Below are 19831 nucleotides of genomic sequence, written 5' to 3' on the forward strand. Positions count from 1 at the left end.
ATGAAAGTTAATAAAATCCTTCCACTCATGTTGATGCTAGCCTTCAGTATGAGTTTTGCACAACAAGGAAAGAAACAGAGCAAAAGTATTGATACTAAAAAAATCAAAGTTGTTGACTCTATTAAAGTCACTAAAATTTCTAGTGATTTACCAACCACAATTGTTGCTACAGGAGTTAAAGATAGTATTGTATACAATCTAAAAGATATGGCATTGGCCAGAAAAAAGGATAGTTTGTGGCTTAAGGAGCTTTACAAATCCGATCTTTTTGACGATATCTATAATAGCATTGTAAACCAAGAATACGAGCCTGTTGAATACGAAGAACTTCCTACTGAAGTCTTAAAGCAACGTTTAAAAGAGCTAGATGCTCGCACACCTTTTAATGTTGAGTACAACCCTTCATTAGAAAGTGTGATTAAGCAATACCTAAAAAACAGACGTCGCGGAATTGAGCGATTAATGGGTTTAAGTGAGTACTACTTCCCACTGTTTGAACAGGAATTAGACAAGCACAATCTTCCGTTAGAATTAAAATACTTAGCAATTGTTGAATCTGCGCTTAATCCATCGGCTAAGTCTAGGGTTGGGGCAACCGGGTTATGGCAGTTTATGTATCCTACAGGAAAGATGTTTGGATTGGATGTAAATTCATACGTAGATGAGCGATCAGACCCTATTCGTTCTACCGAGGCAGCTTGTAAATACCTAAAAAGCCTAAATAACAGTTTTAATGATTGGGATTTGGCACTTGCAGCTTATAACTCAGGACCTGGGAATGTATCAAAGGCAATCCGTCGTTCTGGCGGAAGAACAAACTATTGGGATTTACGCAGCTTTCTTCCACGTGAAACGGCGGGATATGTCCCTGCTTTCTTAGCGACAATGTACATCTTTGAATATGCCGAAGAACACGGTTTTAAAAAACAAGCAGCGAGAATACCATACGTAGCTACAGATACTATTAGAGTAAAGCAACAAATTACATTAGATCAAGTTTCAAAACTCACAAACCTAGACATAGAAGAATTGGAGTTTTTAAATCCTGCCTATAAACTAGGGATTATTCCTGTAGTTAAAGGAGAAAACTATACTCTTAGATTGCCATTAACATCAGTTGGTACATTTGTAAACAATGAAGATGCTATTTATGCACATCTTAATAAAGAACAGGAAAATGTAGAAGAAGAGGCTCCAGAAATGTACGATCAACCTGAAAAGGTTCGTTATCGCGTACGAAGAGGAGATTTCTTAGGGAAAATTGCCCAGCGATATGGTGTAGGAGTTAGCCAAATTAAGAATTGGAATGGGATGCGAAGCAACAACTTGAAAGTAGGTCAAAATTTAATTATTTATCCTAAAAAGAACCCTCAAGACATAGCAAGTAATGCGCCTGCAAAAAGAACTAACACTGCGGAAAAAACTTACACAGTTAGAAGTGGTGACTCATTATGGACTATTTCTCAAAAATTTCCTGGTGTTTCAGTACAGAACCTCAAAAAATGGAACGATATTAGTGGTAATAATATAAAGCCCGGAACTAAACTTAAAATTTATAAAGGATAGTTCCCTAAAATATCCTTTTAATGAGATCAACATTCGTATTACTGCTTTCGTTTTTACTTGTATTTACCTCTTGTACCGACAATGGAAAGAAAGACAAATCCCTTGTTCCTGATTCTGTTGGGAATATAAACTCTCTTCAAGTTATAACTCCTAACGACTTGTGGAATGGTGCGACAGGGGAGGCAATTCGCAAACATTTTGCAGCTCCTGCAGATGGCCTTCCTCAAGATGAGCCATTGTTTTCAATGAATCAATTACAGCCTGAAATATTTACTGGTTTTGCACGTAGTAACAGGCTTTTTCTTTATGTTACCTTAGGAAATGAGGATAAGGTTACACTTGCTACTAATGAATATGCCAAGCCGCAAACCGGAGCCATAATTAAGGCTACTTCAGAAGAAAAATTGGTAGAGCTTATCAATAAAAACGCCGATAAGATTATCGAATCTTTTTATAAGTCTGAAATAACAGAACGTCAACGAAGAACCTCAATTTCATTGCTAAAATTAGACACTTTAAAGAGTTTGATGGGGGTTAGTTTAAAAGTTCCTACGGCATATCGCATTGCAAAAGCAACAGATGAATTTTTCTGGCTTCGCAAAGATTTAAAAGATGGAACTACCAACATATTAATCTATCCTGTACCGTTAGATATGATTAAGAACGACAGTACGGCTGTAGGAGATATTATAAACATTCGCGATTCGATAGGAAGTAAATTACTACCTGTTGAAGACGATAGTGCTTTTATTACCGAAGATGCTTATGCCCCATATTTGTTTAAAACGACTATTGACGGCAAGTTTGCTTATGAGACCAAGGGAACTTGGGAGGTGAAAGATGCTTGGATGGGCGGGCCATTTATTAACTATGCGGTTAAAGATGAAAAGAACAATCGCTATTTAATATTAGAAGGTTTTACCTATGCGCCTCGAGCATCTAAGAGAGATCTACAATTTGAGCTAGAATCTATTTTAAATACAGCTAAGTTTGAGTAAAAAATTAAAACGCTTCCTGCATTAAAAACACTGGAAGAGCATAAATACAAAAAGAGCCTTTCAATTTTAAACTGAAAGGCTCTTTTTATTAAATATAACAACGAAAGTTATTTGGTTTCGTCAATTTTTTTCTCTGGAGTTTCGTCTTCTTTGGAAGCGTCTTTAAATTCTTTAAGACCACTACCCAAACCGCGCATAAGCTCTGGGATTTTCTTTCCACCAAAAAGCAGTAGTACAATCACAACAATCAATACAATCTGCCAAGGCCCTATAGCGATAAAAGGTAAAAATAAACTAGTCATAATTCATAGATTTTAGTTTGGCAAAGGTAACAAGAATTGTTTAGATAGAACGTTTTCAATCCAATTTTAGCATCATTGCCTTATATTTTCTTTATATGTATAAAGTAAAGAGCTAATAAATTTTTATAGTAATCTAAATATGTGGGTAACTTCAATATAATTCCATTCAAACAGCGTTTGTTTACTCTTAGTAACAATTTCTAAAAGCCCTCTAATATTTAAATTTAACCTTATATCCCTTATCTAAAGATTATACGTCCTTATAATAATTTATATTTGTAGAGAGCAAATGGATTGTACTCTAAAAATTCCTTTATGGGAAATATGACTATAAAGCCATAAGACGTAAGATGAAAAATGATTTGGAGATTTAGATAATTGAAAGGATTAGCCTTGCGTTATAAGAACGTTAAACTCGTCATTCCTTTAAAGGATTTAAAGGCAATTACAAATAAAAAATATGTCTATAAAAGAAAAAAGAACCAAGAAGTTCAAGAAGAAACTGTTACATAAATACCGTTTGGTAATCTTGAATGAAGAAACCTTTGAAGAGCGCTTTTCATTTAAGCTTAATAGACTAAATGTATTTATCTTTACTGTACTCTCTTCTCTTTTCTTAATAATAACTACAACAGTAATTATCGCTTTCACTCCTTTACGTGAATATATACCTGGTTATTCTTCTACCACTTTAAAGAAGAAGGCTGCAAAGCTAGCATATCAAACAGACTCGCTACAGCAAGTTATTAGTGTAAATGATCAATACCTTGCTTCGATAAAAAAAGTGCTTACAGGAGATGTAAAAACGGTTGAGTTTAATAAGGATTCAATTATTGAAGTTGCCAAAACAGACCCTTCGGTATTGGTTCGTATATCTAGAAAAGATTCTCTATTACGGGAACAAGTTGAAAAAGAAGATAAATACAATCCTCTAGCTGCGCAACAAGTTCAGAAATACGTGCTATTTGCCCCTGTAAAAGGAACCATAACAGAGCCATATGATTCTAAGGCAAAACACTATGCTGTGGATGTGGTTACTATAAAAGACTCACCCGTAAAAGCGGTAGCAGACGGTACGGTTATTTTTGCCGAATGGACTGTTGCTACGGGTTATGTGATTATCGTTAAACACGGCAACGATTTAATCTCTGTTTACAAGCACAATGGATTGTTAACCAAAGGGCAGGGGGAAGTTGTAAAGGGTGGTGAAGTAATCGCCATTGTAGGTAATACAGGCGAACTGACCACTGGACCACACCTGCATTTTGAATTGTGGCGAGACGGTTTTCCAATTAATCCAACAAGTTTCATCGATTTTGATTAATTTCTTATGTCTATAAAATCATTTTCTGCTAAAATATTTTCAAAGATTGTTGTTTTTCAAATAAAGAAATGGGCGTCAAACCCTGTTGAAACACAACAAAAAGTTTTTAATAGTTTGATATCTCAGGCAAAAAACACAGCCTTTGGAAAAGACCACGACTTTGAGAATATCAAAACATTTCAGGATTTTGCCACTCGAGTTCCTGTGCGAGATTATGAAGCACTAAAACCTTATGTAGATAGAACCGTTTCTGGGGAAGCAGATGTGCTTTGGCCCAATAAACCGTTGTATTTTGCAAAAACTTCAGGAACAACCTCTGGTGCTAAATACATTCCGCTTACAAAGGAGTCTATGCCATTTCATATTCAGGCGGCTCGAAACGCTATACTGTGCTATATAAACGAAACTGGAAAAGCCGATTTTGTAGATGGGAAGATGATTTTTCTTCAAGGAAGTCCAGAAATGCAGGAAAAAAATGGGATTAAACTAGGTAGACTTTCAGGAATTGTGGCGCATTATGTACCGGCATACCTTCAAAAAAATCGTTTGCCAAGTTGGGAAACTAATTGCATAGAAGATTGGGAGTCGAAAGTAGATGCTATTGTTGAAGAAACCAAGAATGAAGATATGACCGTAATTAGCGGCATTCCTTCTTGGGTTCAGATGTATTTTGAAAAGCTTCAAAGCAATACGGGGAAAAAAGTAGGCGATCTCTTCAAAAACTTCAACCTCTTTATTTATGGAGGGGTAAATTTTGAGCCCTACCGAGCTAAATTCGAAACTTTAATCGGACGAAAAGTTGATAGTATAGAGCTATTCCCCGCAAGTGAAGGTTTTTTTGCGTATCAAGACAGTCAAAACGACAAGGGTATGTTATTACTCCTTAATTCAGGTATTTTTTATGAATTTATAGAAGCCTCAACATTCTTTGATGAAAACCCTAAAAGGCTTACCATTGGTGAAGTTGAAATTGGCGTTAACTATGTAATGATAATTTCAACAAATGCGGGACTCTGGGGATACAATTTGGGAGATACTATACAGTTTACTTCCACAAAACCATACAGAGTAATTGTGTCTGGTAGAATTAAGCACTTTATCTCTGCTTTTGGCGAACACGTGATTGGGAAGGAAGTAGAAGAAGCGATGAACAAAGCAATTGCAAAGTTTCATTTTTCTATTTCTGAATTTACTGTAGCCCCACAAATTACACCTCCTGACGGGTCGTTACCCTATCACGAATGGTTGGTAGAATTCTCTGAACCCCCCGAAAATATTGAGGAAGTTGTTGCTTTCTTAGATGCTGAAATGCAACGTCAAAATTCGTATTACTTCGATTTAATTGAAGGAAAAATTCTTCAACCTTTAAAAGTATCTTCACTTACAAAAGATAGTTTTCAAGCTTATATGAAGTCTCAGGGAAAGCTAGGCGGTCAAAATAAAGTGCCTCGACTTTCTAACGATCGTAAAATAGCAGATGCTTTGCTCGAAATTCAACCTTAAAATTAGTCTTATATTTGCTCTAAATGAATAAATTAAAATCACATACTAGAACACGTGCTCAAGAAAGCACAGGAGCCATCGAGAGGCTATATATAACAATGCGCCACCTCTTTAATAGAGGTTTTTATAAACCAATGGGCGTATCGGGAGAATCGCTTCGAGAGTCACTGTTAACACTACGTCCCGAAATTTATGGATCGTTAACAGAAGAAAAAACCGAATTACAAGGTTTGCTCTACATTATGGATCGTTTGCCTGAAGGCATTGAAGAATGTAGATTTATTAATCTTACTAGCGATGAAGGCTACAAAGACTCACATTTTAAGCCCATAATTCCGTTAAAACGTCGTAGAAACTGTTATCGCATAGACGATGAACAGATGAATATAGAAATTACCCGAGGTAGGTCGGAGATTTACGATATTCTAACGCATTTAACCTTCCTTTTTATTGAATCGCACAAAATAATGGAGCAAGTGCTTATTGAACATTCTGGAGAGGTAATTCGCGATTGGAAGAAGCTAGAGCAAGCTGTGTTTAAAAAAGGTAAACTTACCCAAGAAGAAAAAGAAGTAACACTTACACATACTGCAAACTTCTTAGGAAGAACTTTTGAAGAAGTAAAAAACATCTTCCCATATTTTGCCACTGAAAGCAACGAGAATCGCTTTTTCAACATAATTTACTTTATGGGGAAATTAGCGATGGAAGAGGTTACTGAAAACAATAAACGTCTTATCACATTTAGTCCTGTATTGCGTGAACGCTTAGGGCATCATATACACGGTGAAGAATGGGCTTATAAAATTAAGCAAGTGCTGCAAAAGGAAGGTCTTTTAGAACGTCCTGTTCACATAATAAGTGCAAATATGCATAGTGTAATGAACACTTTATATGCCGAAAAAGCACTACCTACCGAATTTTCAAAGAAAAAGCCACTACAGGTTTTCGAAGCTTTAAGTAGCCCTATTAATACCAAAATGCGCGAGAAAGTAAACAAAACAGCACTTTCTGAAGGCATGATTTTTATTGAAGATCAAAGTGGTACCAATATAGATGTTCAGATTATAGACACTGCCAAAATCAAGAATAGCCCATATGTTGAGGGATTAGCCGATGTTGTTGATAATAAGAAACCTGTAATTGTTGTAATGGACTACGCTTTTGGCGAGCAGGCTTATGAAACGATGGACGAGTTGCTTAAACCATTTGAAGACGCTAATAATATTCGTCATTTATTGAATGTAGCTTCTGTTTCTATTATGGGGAAAGCAGGGATTCTTGAAGGTGGAAAAGGAGATATAATGATTCCTTCTGCGCACGTTTTCGAGGGAACAGCAGATAATTATCCATTTAAAAACAGACTAGACAAGTCCGATTTTAAAAATCACGATGTAAATGTGTACACGGGAACGATGATTTCGGTGTTGGGAACTTCACTTCAAAATAGAGATGTACTTAAGTTTTTTCACAACTCAACTTGGAATGTTATTGGTCTAGAAATGGAAGGTGCCCATTACCAAAAAGCTATTCAAGCAGCGGCAAAAATTAGAAGAAGTATTAGTTCAAAAGTACAGGTTAGATATGCGTATTATGCTTCAGATAATCCATTAGAAACTGGAAGTACTTTAGCTTCTGGTGGTTTGGGTACAACTGGGGTAAAACCAACGTATTTAATCACCGAAAAAATGTTAAAACAAATATTAGACACTCCTAAAAAATAATTTTGATAGACGATAAAGTACTGATTACCGGTGGTGCAGGATTCATAGGTTCTAATTATGTAGAATACGTCCTAAAAAATTCAGAAGACGAAATTTTCGTGCTGGACAAGCTAACTTATGCCGGAAATTTGAAGAATTTGGGGAGTGTTTTACAAAAAATCACCTTCATAGAAGGCGATATTTGTGATGCCAAATTAGTTCATGATTTATTCGAAAAACATCAGTTTAATAAAGTAGTTCATTTTGCAGCAGAGAGTCATGTGGACAATTCAATTTCTGGTCCTGGAGCGTTTATTCAAACAAACATTGTAGGCACTTTTAATTTGCTACAAAGTGCTTACAAAACTTGGATGTTTAGCCCAAACGAATTTAAGGATGGATTTGATAATGCACGTTTTCTTCACATTTCCACAGATGAGGTATATGGTACCTTAGGAGAAACGGGACTTTTTACCGAAAAAACACCTTATGCACCAAATAGCCCATATAGTGCGTCTAAAGCTTCTTCCGATTTTATAGTTCGCAGCTACTTTCACACTTATGGATTGCCAGTAGTAACCACAAATTGCTCTAACAATTACGGCCCGAATCAGCATAAAGAAAAACTTATTCCAACAATTATTCGCAAGGCAATTTCAGGAGAACCAATTCCAATTTATGGAGACGGTAAAAACGTGCGGGATTGGTTGTATGTTACAGACCATTGCAGCGGAATTTATTTAGCGCTAAAAAATGGAAAACTCGGGGAAACATATAATATTGGAGGTCGCAACGAACGTGAAAATCTGTATATAGCCAATGTAATATGCGGATTGCTAGATGAAATGCGTCCCAGAAATCTTTCGTATAAAGAACAAATTACTTTTGTAACCGATAGGCCAGGCCACGATTTTAGGTATGCAATTGACGCTTCAAAAATTGAAAATGAGCTAGGTTGGAAAGCAGATGAAAATTTTGAAACAGGGATTAGAAAAACAATTGCTTGGTATTTAAACAATCAAGACAGACTTTAATAACACTTGTATAACACTCTGTTAGTTGGTAGTTTTGACAGTTCAAGTGAAAATATGATTAAGTATGAGAGTTCAAACAGCATTCAGATTGGATAAAGAGTTACTTGATGCGGCTAAGAAAAAAGCAAAATCTCAAAAAAGAAGTTTAAATAATTATATTGAGGTATTACTGCACAAGGATTTGGAAAACTATTTGAACAACGCCCCTGAAGAATCTAACTATGACTCAGAGAATGATGCGGATATTAATGCGGTGCAGAGTTATGATAAATGGATAAAATCCTTAAAAAAAGGGAATTAGAGGTCTAATGTTTTTCACTTATTTAAATTTGAAGAGCGATAGTAATTTTTAAAAAAATATCTTAGAACAAATTACTCGGTTTCATTCCGATCTGTTTTAATAAAGAAAAATATATGAAAGGAATAATTTTAGCAGGTGGTTCAGGAACAAGGTTACACCCTATAACCTTGGCTGTAAGCAAGCAACTTATGCCTGTTTATGATAAACCGATGATCTATTATCCGTTATCAACCTTAATGCTTGCGGGAATTAAAGATATTTTGATTATTTCTACGCCACAAGACCTTCCTCTTTTTGAGCAATTGTTAGGGGACGGTAAAAAACTGGGATGTAACTTTCAATATGCCGAACAAGCCAATCCAAATGGACTAGCAGAAGCTTTTATTATAGGAAAAGAGTTTATAGGAAACGACAAGGTTGCCTTAATTCTGGGCGATAATATATTTTACGGATCAGGATTAAAAGAACTTTTACAATCAAACAATGATCCTGATGGAGGCGTTATCTATGCGTATCACGTTTTAGATCCCGAGCGTTATGGTGTTGTGGAATTCGACAAGTCTGGAAAAGCACTTTCCATAGAAGAAAAACCAAAAACCCCCAAATCGAATTACGCTGTACCTGGAATTTATTTTTACGACAATAGTGTGGTTGAAATTGCTGCAAATATAAAGCCTAGTGCCCGCGGCGAATTAGAAATTACCGATGTTAATAACGAATATTTAAAACAGGGAAAACTAAGCGTAAGTATTCTGGATAAGGGTACCGCTTGGTTGGATACAGGAACATTTGCTTCTTTAATGCAAGCCGCACAATTTGTTGAGGTTATAGAAGAACGTCAAGGTTTAAAAATTGGCGCCATAGAAGAAGCAGCCTACGAAATGGGATATATTTCAAAAGAACAATTAATAGCCTTAGCCGAACCTTTACTTAAAAGCGGCTATGGAAAACATTTACTTCAACTAGATTAAACTTTGGAACTACTAAAAACCCCTTTAAAAGATTGTTTTATATTGAAACCTAGCGTTTTTCAAGATGAACGCGGATTCTTTTATGAAACATACAACCAAAAATTATTTCAGAAAATAACCGGATTAAACATTGATTTTGTTCAGGATAATCAGTCTATTTCATCAAAAGGTGTTTTACGCGGACTTCATTTTCAACGGGGTGATATGGCTCAAGCAAAGTTGGTTCGGGTGGCTAAGGGGAAAGTGTTAGACATAGTTGTGGACATCAGAAAAAACTCTGAAACTTTTGGTAAGTCATTTTCAATAATATTAGACGATGTTGAAAACTTACAACTCTTCGTCCCTCGAGGTTTCGCACACGGATTTATAACGCTTTCGGAGCAGTCGATTTTTTCATATAAATGCGATAATTTTTACGACAAGGCTTCGGAAGGAGGAATAATCTATAACGACGCAACCTTAGCACTAGATTGGCATCTTCCAAAGGAAGAATTTATTGTTTCAGCAAAAGATCAAGAACTTCCTAGTTTTAAGGAAGCTATTTCATGAAAAAAATACTGGTTACAGGCGCAAACGGACAATTGGGAAAATGCATACAAGATGCGGCAGCCGAATTTTCCGACTTTGAATTTGTCTTTGTTTCTAAGCAAGAATTAGATATTGAAAACCCAGAGTTGCTGAAGAAATATTTTAGCGAAAATAACTTCACTCATTGCATAAACACAGCAGCATACACCAATGTAGAGAAAGCAGAAAGCGACGCCGAAAAAGCCTTTGCTGTTAATGCAGAAGCTGTTAAAAACTTAGCTTCAATTTGCACAAAGCACAATGTTGTTTTATTGCACGTTTCTACAGATTACGTTTTTGATGGCAAAAAAAGCAAAGCGTATTCAGAAAATGATGTTACCAACCCGATTAATGTTTATGGCGCTTCAAAGCTGAAGGGAGAAAGGTATATACAAGAAATCTGTAGTGCATTCTTTATTCTACGCACTTCGTGGCTTTATTCGCAATATGGCCATAATTTTCTTAAAACTATTTTGAAATACGCTGAAGCAGGAACACCGCTCACCATAACCACCGAGCAAACGGGAACGCCTACCAATGCAAATAATTTGGCGGAAGCCTTATTGCAAATGATTGCACAAGATTCCAAAGAGTATGGCGTTTATCATTACAGCAATGGAGGTGAAACAACTTGGTATGGTTTTGCGGAAGCAATACTACTGCAAACCAAAAAATTAGAAGAAGCAAATCTTGCAAAAACCAACCATTACAGTACTTTTGCCGCAAGGCCAGAGTATAGTGTTTTAGACAATACAAAAGCAAAAAATGTTTTGAATTTAAAACAACCAAATTGGCAGGAAAGCTTGCAAACGCTAACAAGAAAAATGATGATTAGTAATAATTTTGAGAGAGAATAAATGAAGAAAAAAAATTTAATAGTTTTTGGTACACGCCCAGAAGCTATAAAAATGGCTCCATTAGTTAAGGAGTTTTTAAAAAACGACAATTTTGAAACAACTGTTTGCGTTACGGCTCAACATCGTGAAATGCTAGATCAGGTACTTGAATTCTTCGAAATTAAACCTGATTACGATTTAAACTTAATGCGCCCTAACCAGAACCTTTATACTTTAACGGCATCCATTATAGAAAATATGAAGCCTGTTCTAGATGAGGTAAAGCCAGACTATGTTTACGTTCATGGAGATACAACCACCTCTATGGCAGTTGGTATTGCAGCATTTTATAGCGGCGCAAAAATATGCCACGTAGAAGCTGGACTTCGCACATTTAACAGGCAGTATCCTTTTCCAGAAGAGTTTAACCGTCAATTAACAGGAAAAATTGCAGATTTTCATTTTTCTCCAACAGAGCTTTCAAAGAACAACCTATTAGCTGAAAACACTAAAGAAGAAAACATCTTAGTAACAGGGAATACTGTTATTGATGCGCTGCTTTACGGAATCGAAAAGGTAAATGCAGCCGATTTTAAGGATGATGAAATCGAGAACTTAAAAACAGTTTTAGACTTTCAGAAAAAGATAATTCTTGTAACAGGACATAGAAGAGAAAATCACGGAGATGGGCTTATAAAAATATGTTCTGCGTTAAAAACAATTGCAGAGAATAATCCCGATGTAGAGATAATATACCCAGTTCACCTTAATCCAAATGTAAAGGGACCTGTAAACGAACTTCTTTCTGGAATTACTAATATTTATTTAGTGCCGCCATTAGCCTATCCATCTTTTATTTGGTTGATGGAAAAATCGTATTTAATTATTACAGATAGTGGTGGTATTCAAGAAGAAGCACCTAGTCTTGGTAAACCAGTGTTAGTTACTAGAACAACAACAGAACGCCCCGAAGCGGTTGAAGAAGGGACTGTTATTTTATTAGGAACCGATACAGATAGAATTGTTGAAGAATCGAATAATCTATTAAATAATACAAAATACTATAACGAGATGAGTATGTTGCACAATCCTTATGGAGATGGAAAGGCATCTGAAAGAATCGTTAATTTTATTGAAAAGAAATAATATGGATAATAAACCCACAGTAGTAATGATGGGACTTGGTTATATAGGGTTGCCAACAGCAGCCTTAATAGCTAGTAGAGGAATAAATGTAACAGGTGTTGATGTAAGTCAAAGTGTAGTCGATACAATAAATGAAGGTAAAATCCATATTGTTGAGCCTGAATTAGACGGATTAGTGCATCACGTAGTGAAGAACGGCTTATTAAAGGCATCTACAGAGCCTGTAACGGCAGATGTTTATTTGATTGCAGTGCCAACTCCATTTAAAGGCAAACACGTGCCTGACCTCGCTTATGTTGAAAGTGCCGTAAAGAATATAATACCTACCCTTACAAAAGGTGCCTTGGTTATTTTAGAATCTACAAGTCCAGTAGGAACTACTCATAAAATTCGAGAAATAATTTACGAGGAACGTCCTGACTTAAAAGACGAAATCTACATTGCTTATTGTCCAGAACGCGTATTGCCAGGGAATGTAATTTATGAACTTGAGCAAAATGATCGCGCGATAGGGGGAATTGATGAAGCTTCTACCGACAAAGCTGTAAGTTTCTATAAAAATTTTGTAAAAGGAGAATTACATAAAACCAACTCACAAACTGCAGAGATGTGCAAATTGGTTGAAAACTCATCTCGAGATGTTCAAATAGCATTTGCAAATGAGTTATCAATGATTTGTGATAAAGCAGACATCAATGTTTGGGAATTAATCCGATTAGCCAATAAACATCCTCGAGTAAATATCTTACAACCAGGAACAGGGGTTGGAGGTCACTGTATTGCAGTAGATCCGTGGTTTATTGTTTCAGAGTTTCCTGAAGAAGCAAAAATGATACGCGCTGCACGTGAGATAAATAACTACAAAACCGAGTGGGCGATAGAGAAAGTGAAAAATGCTGCACTTCAGTTTAAAATTGATAACGGAAGAGATGCAGTAATAGCCTGCATGGGCCTTGCTTTTAAACCTAATATTGATGATTTAAGAGAATCACCAGCATTACATGTAGCAGATCAACTTAGTACAGATGGGTTTAATGTTTTATTTGTTGAACCAAATTTAAGGGAGCATAGTGTATACGAATTGACATCTTTATCAGATGCCAAGAAGAAATGTGATATTATGGTATTCTTAGTAGCTCATAACGAGTTTAAAGGTTTAAATGGAGATATAGATATGCAGGTTTTAGATTTTTGTGGGATTAGAAGTTAACATGTATTTCTCAAGAAACACTTAATTTGAGCCTAGTTGTAATCATTAAAAAAGATTTCTTGTTAAATGCAAATCTTACCCTAATTTTACAATTCAAGAAACATTGTTAAAAGGGTTTAGTTTAATATTTAATATCATCTAGAAACTTATGCGATAGACTTGCATCAGTTTTAAATATTTAAAGTCAAAATAATTCATAATATTATATTTTATGGCGCAGCAACAATCAGTAGAGGAAATAGATTTAGGATATCTGTTTAAAAAACTTAAAGAGACTTCAAAAAATTTAATTAAACTCGTCTTTAAAGTTTTAGATTTTTATTTAAAATTTTGGATAGTTGTACTAGCTTTAATTCTATTAGGGGTGGCTTATGGGTTCTATTTAGATAGTAATGCTAAAAACGAATATGAAAACCAAGGAATTATTATTCCAAACTTTGAAAGTGTTGATTATTTATATAACAATATAGAATACTTTAATAACAAGATTAAAACGCGAGATACTGTTTTCTTAAAACAAGTTCTTGCAGAAGATTTTGGAGCAATTAAGAAAATTGAAATAGAACCAATTTCTGATATTTATAATATGATGACTAAGTCTAAAGAACAGACGGATGTTTTTAGAATTATATATCAGAATCAGGAATTAGATAAATTCTTTGAGGATTTATCCAACAGCAAGTATTTTAAATATCATAAGATTAATTTCGTTACAAGGGGTGAAGTTAACCCAGAAATGGTGATATCAAAAATTTTAGATTATTGGAATAGTAATCAACTTTACGGTGAGTACAGCTCTTTATATCAAAAAAATGCGGATTATCAGGTTGATGAATACCGAAAAATGAATGCACAAATAGACTCTATTCTATCTAGTGTTGTAAACAGTAACCAAAAGGATCAATTATCGGGTGTGATCATTAATGAAAACAGTAATCTATTTGCTTTATTTGATAGAAAAAAGGAAATTTTAGATAAAGTACTTGAAATAGAAAAAAAACGAGTTGATTACAAAGATGTTGTTCGATTGGTAAGTATGGATTACAATAAAGAAATACACCACTTTTCAAATAAAATTAAATATCCTATAATCTTTATTTTCTTATTTTCTTTAGGAGCTTTTATAATTTATGCTTTTAAATACTTACGACAATACGCGGAACAAGAGTAAAATGTATATTAATAAATAATACCTGTTTAGAAGGTAAAAGCTTTTGGCTATATAGTTTTGTAACCCATTACTAACTTAAATAACTAAAGTGTAATTAAAAGGTAGTTTAAAGTTTAATTGCTTTCAATTTTAAATTATTAAGATGAATGGTGTGTTAATTTATACTATAATCTTTTTATAGTGATTATATAAGTTCACAACTTGTTCTAGTACCAAAACCTTGTGTGTAATAACGCATAAGTAGGTTAAACACATTCTTTTTGATGATAAAACACACTACAAACATTAAAGGTTTTGAAATTTGAAACTGATAGGTAGAATAAAACCCCTAATTTTTAACAATGTTTCTCTACTTGTAGTGGTATTGGGTGCGTTGAGTAACTTTGTATTGATTTTATTTATAAAGAAATTCATCCCAGAATCCTTTAATACGTATTCACTTTATATAACTTATTTATCAATAATAGTTTCATTTGGGCTAGTAGGGTTTGATCAAATTATGTTACGGTTGTCCAAAATTGAGGCAGAAAAAACAGTAATATCAAAGGATGTTTTTATTTCTATTTTAGTTTCTGGTGTAGTTGCTCCTATAGTTATTTCGTATTATTTCAGTTTAAGATATGAATCTCTTCACTTTATATTCTTAACCATATCTGGGCTATCAATAAACTCAATGATACTAGCCTATAATACGTTGAGGTTAAATAAAAACTTTTTAAAATCGCAACTTTTTCACAATGGGTACAAAGTGGTGTTTTTATTAACTTTTGTTATGTTATATTTTTTTATAGCATTCCAAGTAGATTATATTGTTTTAGTTGCCACCGCTATACTTTTTGTTTTTGGAATATTTGCTATTTCGAATATTTATCAAAATATCAGTATTTCACAAGAAAGAACTAGTTCTCTTTTAAATTATTTTTTCTCCTTTTCAATTAATATGGCTTTATTGACTGCCCTTTCATATGGGGAGCGAATTTTAATTGCAAATGAGTTGGGAGAAGAAGTTTTTGGGAATTATTTTTATTATTCTACAATTTTTCTATTCCCCTTAACCTTACTACAATATTACGTAGGTTTTAAAGAACTTGTATATTTTAAAGAAGGAGTAAACAAAAAGTTATTACACAGTAAACTATTAAAAATATTTGTTGGTGGAGCCTTAATTGTTGCAGTTGTAATTTTACTAGTTAAAATAGATGGTGGAACATTTTTAACAATAGATATTAAAACCAATCTTACCTTAGTAATTCTATTGTCTGCATTGGGGATTATTAAATTAGTATATGGTCTCTTTTCGGCTTTAATGGGAGCCAAGGCGAAGTATCAGGATATATATTTAATAAATATTTTCACTTTTATTTTGCTTGCTATTTTACTGCCGCTCCTTTTTTTATTAGGAATTACAGTAAACCTTGTTGTTCTAGGGTTAATTATAATCTTTGCGGCTAGAGGTGCATTTATTTATTTGAAATATGCGTAGAGATCTCAATTCGATAACCAAGTTGTTTTGCAAAGCGGAAAACCTGCCTATAATCGTATTAATTCTATTTTTTCTATCAGAGCTCAGTACGACGATTGCATACGATACGAGAATGAGTTTCTACAACTTTAGCCTTGTTGTTAAAGCTTTATTTATAGCGTATGTTGCTCTTGATTTATTAAAAAACTTTAAAACACATAAAAACACTGTTTTGTTCTTAATAGGTATTTCAGGTGTTTTTTTTATAGGACAATTAAGTTTTAACAACTTTACGTTAGGCCCAAATTTTTTAGAAAATTGCATTTACTTTGGGCGTTATATTTTTGTGTTTTTTGTAATGCTGTTTTTAGTAAATAATAAGCATTCCTTTTCACCAAAATTTTATTACGTATATGAGAAAATAGTAATACTTAACAGTATTATTGTAATCACTACTATTGTTTTCGACTTGCCTATTTTTAAAACCTATTATAATCGTTTTGGTTCTAGTGGTGCATTCATGACACCTAGCATGATTACCTACTTTAATGCTTTTGCTCTTACCTATTTTTTACATAAGTATATCAATAAAAGAAAAAACTTAATTGAATTAATTTTGGTTAGTATAGTATGCTTCTTAACTGGGACTAAAGCATTAATTTTCTTCTTTCTTTTGACATTATTTCATTTTACTTTATTGCAAAGGCTATATGCTAAAAAAAGCTTTTATATGTTTTTCTTTGGGCTCATAGTGTTGTTGATTTTATTAAAAGATAAGATTACAGAATTTATATTTGTTAATTTTAAACCGCTGCTTGTTGTTTATGAAGAACGCGGCCTTATATCTTCATTGACATCGTTGAGGGATGTTAATTTTAGAAATAATTTTTTTCCAGTTATATCAGAAAAATGGAATTTATATAATTTTTTATTTGGAGGAACCGATTTCGAAATATATCGCGTAGAGTTTGAAATTTTTGATGTTTTTCTGTTTTTTGGAATAGTTGGAATGCTTCTTTATCTATTCTTTTATTTTAAAAATATAATGAACTTTAATAAAATGAAGCGTTTTGGAAAAGTTCAAATGGGAATATTGATGCTTACTGCTTTAATCTCAGGTAATTTTTTAAATAATGCCCCTATTGCCTTCTATTTAATAATAGTTTTGAATGAGTTAAGGCAGGATGACCTTAAAAATATAACACTATAATTCATATTTCTTTAAAAATTTGAGTAGTAATGGATCAACTAATTTATTTATCGTTCTCTGCAATTTACCTGTTATTAGGGATTGTTACTGTACTCAATTTATCTTTTAAGGACACTGCATTAAAGGTATTTATAATCCTTACAGTATTGCTACCTATTACTAAATTTACGACTACTTTCCATACCCAATTACAGGTTTCCTTTTATTACTTTTATTTTGTTGGTATTGCCATACTGTTTTTTGCAAAAGTAGCTTCAAACAGGAGGTTCAGCATTAACTTGTTAACTTGTTGTATACTGTTAGGTGTAGTTTTAATAGGTTATATATTTCATTATATTTTTTTGGTCGAAGAATCTAGAAAATTCACCAACGTACTTAAGGATATAAAACCTTTCATATTAATTCCTCTAGGCTTTATTTTTATGGATCAGCTGGGTAGTAGGCTTGAAAAAATATTGACTAAGGTGTTTTGTTTAAAATTGCTATGGGCAAACCTAGCTGTTACTGGTATTATGTTTTATTTAATGGTAACTAAAAGTATTCATCTTAAATTAACTGATGACCCATATTACAAATTTGAAGAATTACGATATGAGACTTTAGGGAGCTATTTTGGAATATTTTATCTTACTTTCGCTATTTTCAATAGAAGAAAACTTTCATTTATCGAATTGGGGCTTTGCCTAGCTCCGTTGTTATTTACCGGAAATAGAACTCTAATTTTTTCAGTTTTAATTATAATTAGTCTTTACTACATTTTAAGATTATCATTTGCGAAAATAATTGCCTTTATAGTTTCTGCTATAAGTCTACTTTCTGTTTTTGGCTATTTAGTAATGAAATCTGAAGAAGGATCTCCTCTTTCCAGGTTTAAACTTTTACTTGATCCGGATTATATTCAATATGCTTTATTGAACAGGTTTTCGCCTTTCGTAAGTTCTTTAAAGAGTTTTGAAGGTTTAGATTACTTTATAGGGAAAGGTTTAGGGTTTTCCTTCTTTATTCCATGGTTCCATTATAGAGATAATATTGATATTTATAATATATATATCGATAATCTATACTTAACACTTTATGCAAAATTTGGAATCTTCTTTATGGTGTTCTTTATAGTAATGTTTTTGTTTTTAAAAACATACAATAATCTTGGGAGTGCTATTTTTTATTTTGCATTTATATTGATTCTTTCAATAACAAATGCATTCATATATCAATATAATTTTCTGTGGATTTTTATCCTTTTTGCGTTTCCGTTTAATACTAAAAACCGATTAACGGAGGATAAAATGTGATAATCACATTTGGTATTACCCAAAAAACTAGTCTTTTATAAACTTCTTTGTTGCAGAATTACCATTTAAAATAACTTGAATAAAATAAAGTCCTTTAGATAATTTTGAAACATCTATTGAGCTCGTCGATGATGCTGATTCCTTTATCAGGCTACCATTAGTAGAATAGATTCGAACCGAATCAATAGGCTCTTTGCTATTAATATTTAAAATGTTTTGAGATGGATTTGGGTATATTGTATAGGATTGAAGACTAAAATCTTGAGTGCCTAAATTACAATCTTCACTATAATATGTCCATGGAGATTTACACCAAGTTAGGCCATACCCACCACAACTTTGATTATTTGCATGATTTATATCATCTACTTGAATACAATTTAGGTTTGGATTTCTTTCTGTCCACAAATCATGCAACATATGATTATTGCCATTTTTAATATTCAAACTGACCAATTGATTATCCTCACATATTAAAGCGCTAAGTTTTGGATTCTGAGATAAATCTAGTTCAGTTAATAAATTTTCATGACATAACATATAATATAAATTCGGATTCTGACTCATATCTAAAGTCGTTAAAAGGTTACCGGCGGGAGCAAAAGTTTGAAGGTAGGGGTTATTAGTTACATCTAAATATGTTAATTGGTTACCTGCACAATAAAAATTTTCAAGTAATGAATTTTGAGAAACATCTAAACTTGTTAAAAAATTGCTACTGCATTCTAAGGTTTTAAGGTCTAGGAGGTGGGAAACATCTAAACTCGTTAAAAGATTGTTCCTGCAATTTAATTCTTCTATCCCTAAATTTTGACTTAAATTTATATTGGTTAGTTGATTTTTACGAACATCTAATTTAATAAGATTCGTGAAACTTTGGATTCCTTCAACGGAAGAGATATCTTGGTCACGGACCATTAATCCAAAAACAGCAAGTGCTTCGCTTTCTTGAATTTCCCCATCATTATTTAGGTCAACTTTAGAATTGATAATTCCATCTCCAGTAGTGTCTGCGCAAATTGTATTAACCAAAGCGTTTTTAAAGTTTGCATCAGGGATGTTTACAATTTGAGCTTGAGTTATAAAGCCAAAGAATATAAAAGGTATTATGTAAAAATTATTCATCGTTATGTTTTTATGTTTGATAACAGCAAATAGTTCACTTCTGCATTACACCCTAAACTTAATCTATTAATACCTAATAAAATGTTGTACACAATAATACTCCCTTAAAT

General features: G+C 33.3%; 18 protein-coding genes. 16 read left to right on the forward strand and 2 right to left on the reverse strand.

What is annotated here, in order from left to right; translation table 11 throughout:
- Together FHP04_RS02095 and FHP04_RS02100 are read left to right on the forward strand one after the other, a co-directional pair.
- The gene (locus tag FHP04_RS02095) at nt 1–1566 is read left to right on the forward strand and encodes a LysM peptidoglycan-binding domain-containing protein (protein ID WP_139854180.1); all 1566 of its coding nucleotides are present in this window, start codon (nt 1–3) and stop codon (nt 1564–1566) included.
- Nucleotides 1567–1586: 20 nt separating this feature from the next.
- The gene (locus FHP04_RS02100) at nt 1587–2564 is read left to right on the forward strand and encodes a DUF4837 family protein (protein ID WP_139854181.1); all 978 of its coding nucleotides are present in this window, start codon (nt 1587–1589) and stop codon (nt 2562–2564) included.
- A gap of 107 nt (nt 2565–2671) precedes the next feature.
- Here FHP04_RS02100 and tatA read toward each other — a convergent pair whose 3' ends face one another.
- Nucleotides 2672–2866, reverse strand: coding sequence for a twin-arginine translocase TatA/TatE family subunit (tatA, locus tag FHP04_RS02105; RefSeq protein WP_139854182.1), 195 nt, complete (start codon nt 2864–2866; stop codon nt 2672–2674).
- A gap of 460 nt (nt 2867–3326) precedes the next feature.
- Between tatA and FHP04_RS02110 the strand changes: the two genes are divergently transcribed.
- The 14 genes from FHP04_RS02110 to FHP04_RS02180 all read left to right on the forward strand — a co-directional run bounded on the left by FHP04_RS02110 (nt 3327) and on the right by FHP04_RS02180 (nt 18596).
- The gene (locus FHP04_RS02110) at nt 3327–4190 is read left to right on the forward strand and encodes a M23 family metallopeptidase (protein WP_139854183.1); all 864 of its coding nucleotides are present in this window, start codon (nt 3327–3329) and stop codon (nt 4188–4190) included.
- 6 nt (nt 4191–4196) lie between these two features.
- On the forward strand, nt 4197–5693 hold the full coding sequence (locus FHP04_RS02115; RefSeq protein WP_139854184.1) for a GH3 auxin-responsive promoter family protein: 1497 nt from the start codon (nt 4197–4199) through the stop codon (nt 5691–5693).
- 23 nt (nt 5694–5716) lie between these two features.
- On the forward strand, nt 5717–7417 hold the full coding sequence (locus tag FHP04_RS02120; protein WP_139854185.1) for a DUF6909 family protein: 1701 nt from the start codon (nt 5717–5719) through the stop codon (nt 7415–7417).
- A 2-nt stretch (nt 7418–7419) separates the two neighbouring features.
- Nucleotides 7420–8430 (forward strand): dTDP-glucose 4,6-dehydratase, encoded by a 1011-nt coding sequence (rfbB, locus tag FHP04_RS02125; protein WP_139854186.1) that lies wholly within the window; start codon nt 7420–7422, stop codon nt 8428–8430.
- A gap of 88 nt (nt 8431–8518) precedes the next feature.
- Complete coding sequence (locus tag FHP04_RS02130; RefSeq protein WP_158319106.1) at nt 8519–8731, forward strand: hypothetical protein; 213 nt, start codon at nt 8519–8521, stop codon at nt 8729–8731.
- Between the two features lie 113 nt (nt 8732–8844).
- The gene (rfbA, locus tag FHP04_RS02135; RefSeq protein ID WP_139854188.1) at nt 8845–9702 is read left to right on the forward strand and encodes a glucose-1-phosphate thymidylyltransferase RfbA; all 858 of its coding nucleotides are present in this window, start codon (nt 8845–8847) and stop codon (nt 9700–9702) included.
- A 3-nt stretch (nt 9703–9705) separates the two neighbouring features.
- A complete protein-coding gene (gene rfbC, locus FHP04_RS02140) occupies nt 9706–10251 on the forward strand; it encodes a dTDP-4-dehydrorhamnose 3,5-epimerase (protein WP_139854189.1) in 546 nt (181 codons plus the stop codon).
- Entirely contained in the window at nt 10248–11126 is an 879-nt protein-coding gene (gene rfbD / locus FHP04_RS02145) for a dTDP-4-dehydrorhamnose reductase (protein WP_139854190.1), read from the forward strand. Before rfbC ends, rfbD begins: the two co-directional genes overlap by 4 nt.
- Nucleotides 11127–12251, forward strand: coding sequence for a non-hydrolyzing UDP-N-acetylglucosamine 2-epimerase (wecB, locus tag FHP04_RS02150; protein WP_139854191.1), 1125 nt, complete (start codon nt 11127–11129; stop codon nt 12249–12251). It begins immediately after the preceding gene.
- A 1-nt stretch (nt 12252) separates the two neighbouring features.
- Nucleotides 12253–13461: a UDP-N-acetyl-D-mannosamine dehydrogenase gene (gene wecC / locus FHP04_RS02155; RefSeq protein WP_218937251.1), complete on the forward strand. Its 1209-nt coding sequence runs from the start codon at nt 12253–12255 to the stop codon at nt 13459–13461.
- 211 nt (nt 13462–13672) lie between these two features.
- Entirely contained in the window at nt 13673–14632 is a 960-nt protein-coding gene (locus FHP04_RS02165) for a hypothetical protein (RefSeq protein WP_139854192.1), read from the forward strand.
- A 508-nt stretch (nt 14633–15140) separates the two neighbouring features.
- Nucleotides 15141–16115: a hypothetical protein gene (locus FHP04_RS02170; RefSeq protein ID WP_139854193.1), complete on the forward strand. Its 975-nt coding sequence runs from the start codon at nt 15141–15143 to the stop codon at nt 16113–16115.
- Nucleotides 16116–16563: 448 nt separating this feature from the next.
- Nucleotides 16564–17304, forward strand: a complete 741-nt coding sequence (locus tag FHP04_RS02175) for a hypothetical protein (protein WP_139854194.1) — start codon at nt 16564–16566, stop codon at nt 17302–17304.
- Nucleotides 17305–17333: 29 nt separating this feature from the next.
- A complete protein-coding gene (locus FHP04_RS02180; protein WP_139854195.1) occupies nt 17334–18596 on the forward strand; it encodes a DUF6369 family protein in 1263 nt (420 codons plus the stop codon).
- Nucleotides 18597–18623: 27 nt separating this feature from the next.
- Here the strand turns inward: FHP04_RS02180 and FHP04_RS02185 are convergent, their stop codons facing one another.
- A complete protein-coding gene (locus FHP04_RS02185; protein ID WP_139854196.1) occupies nt 18624–19721 on the reverse strand; it encodes a T9SS type A sorting domain-containing protein in 1098 nt (365 codons plus the stop codon).
- Between the last annotated feature and the right edge of the window lie 110 nt (nt 19722–19831).

Source organism: Aequorivita sinensis (genome assembly GCF_006346335.1).
In the GTDB taxonomy this organism is placed as follows: domain Bacteria; phylum Bacteroidota; class Bacteroidia; order Flavobacteriales; family Flavobacteriaceae; genus Aequorivita; species Aequorivita sinensis.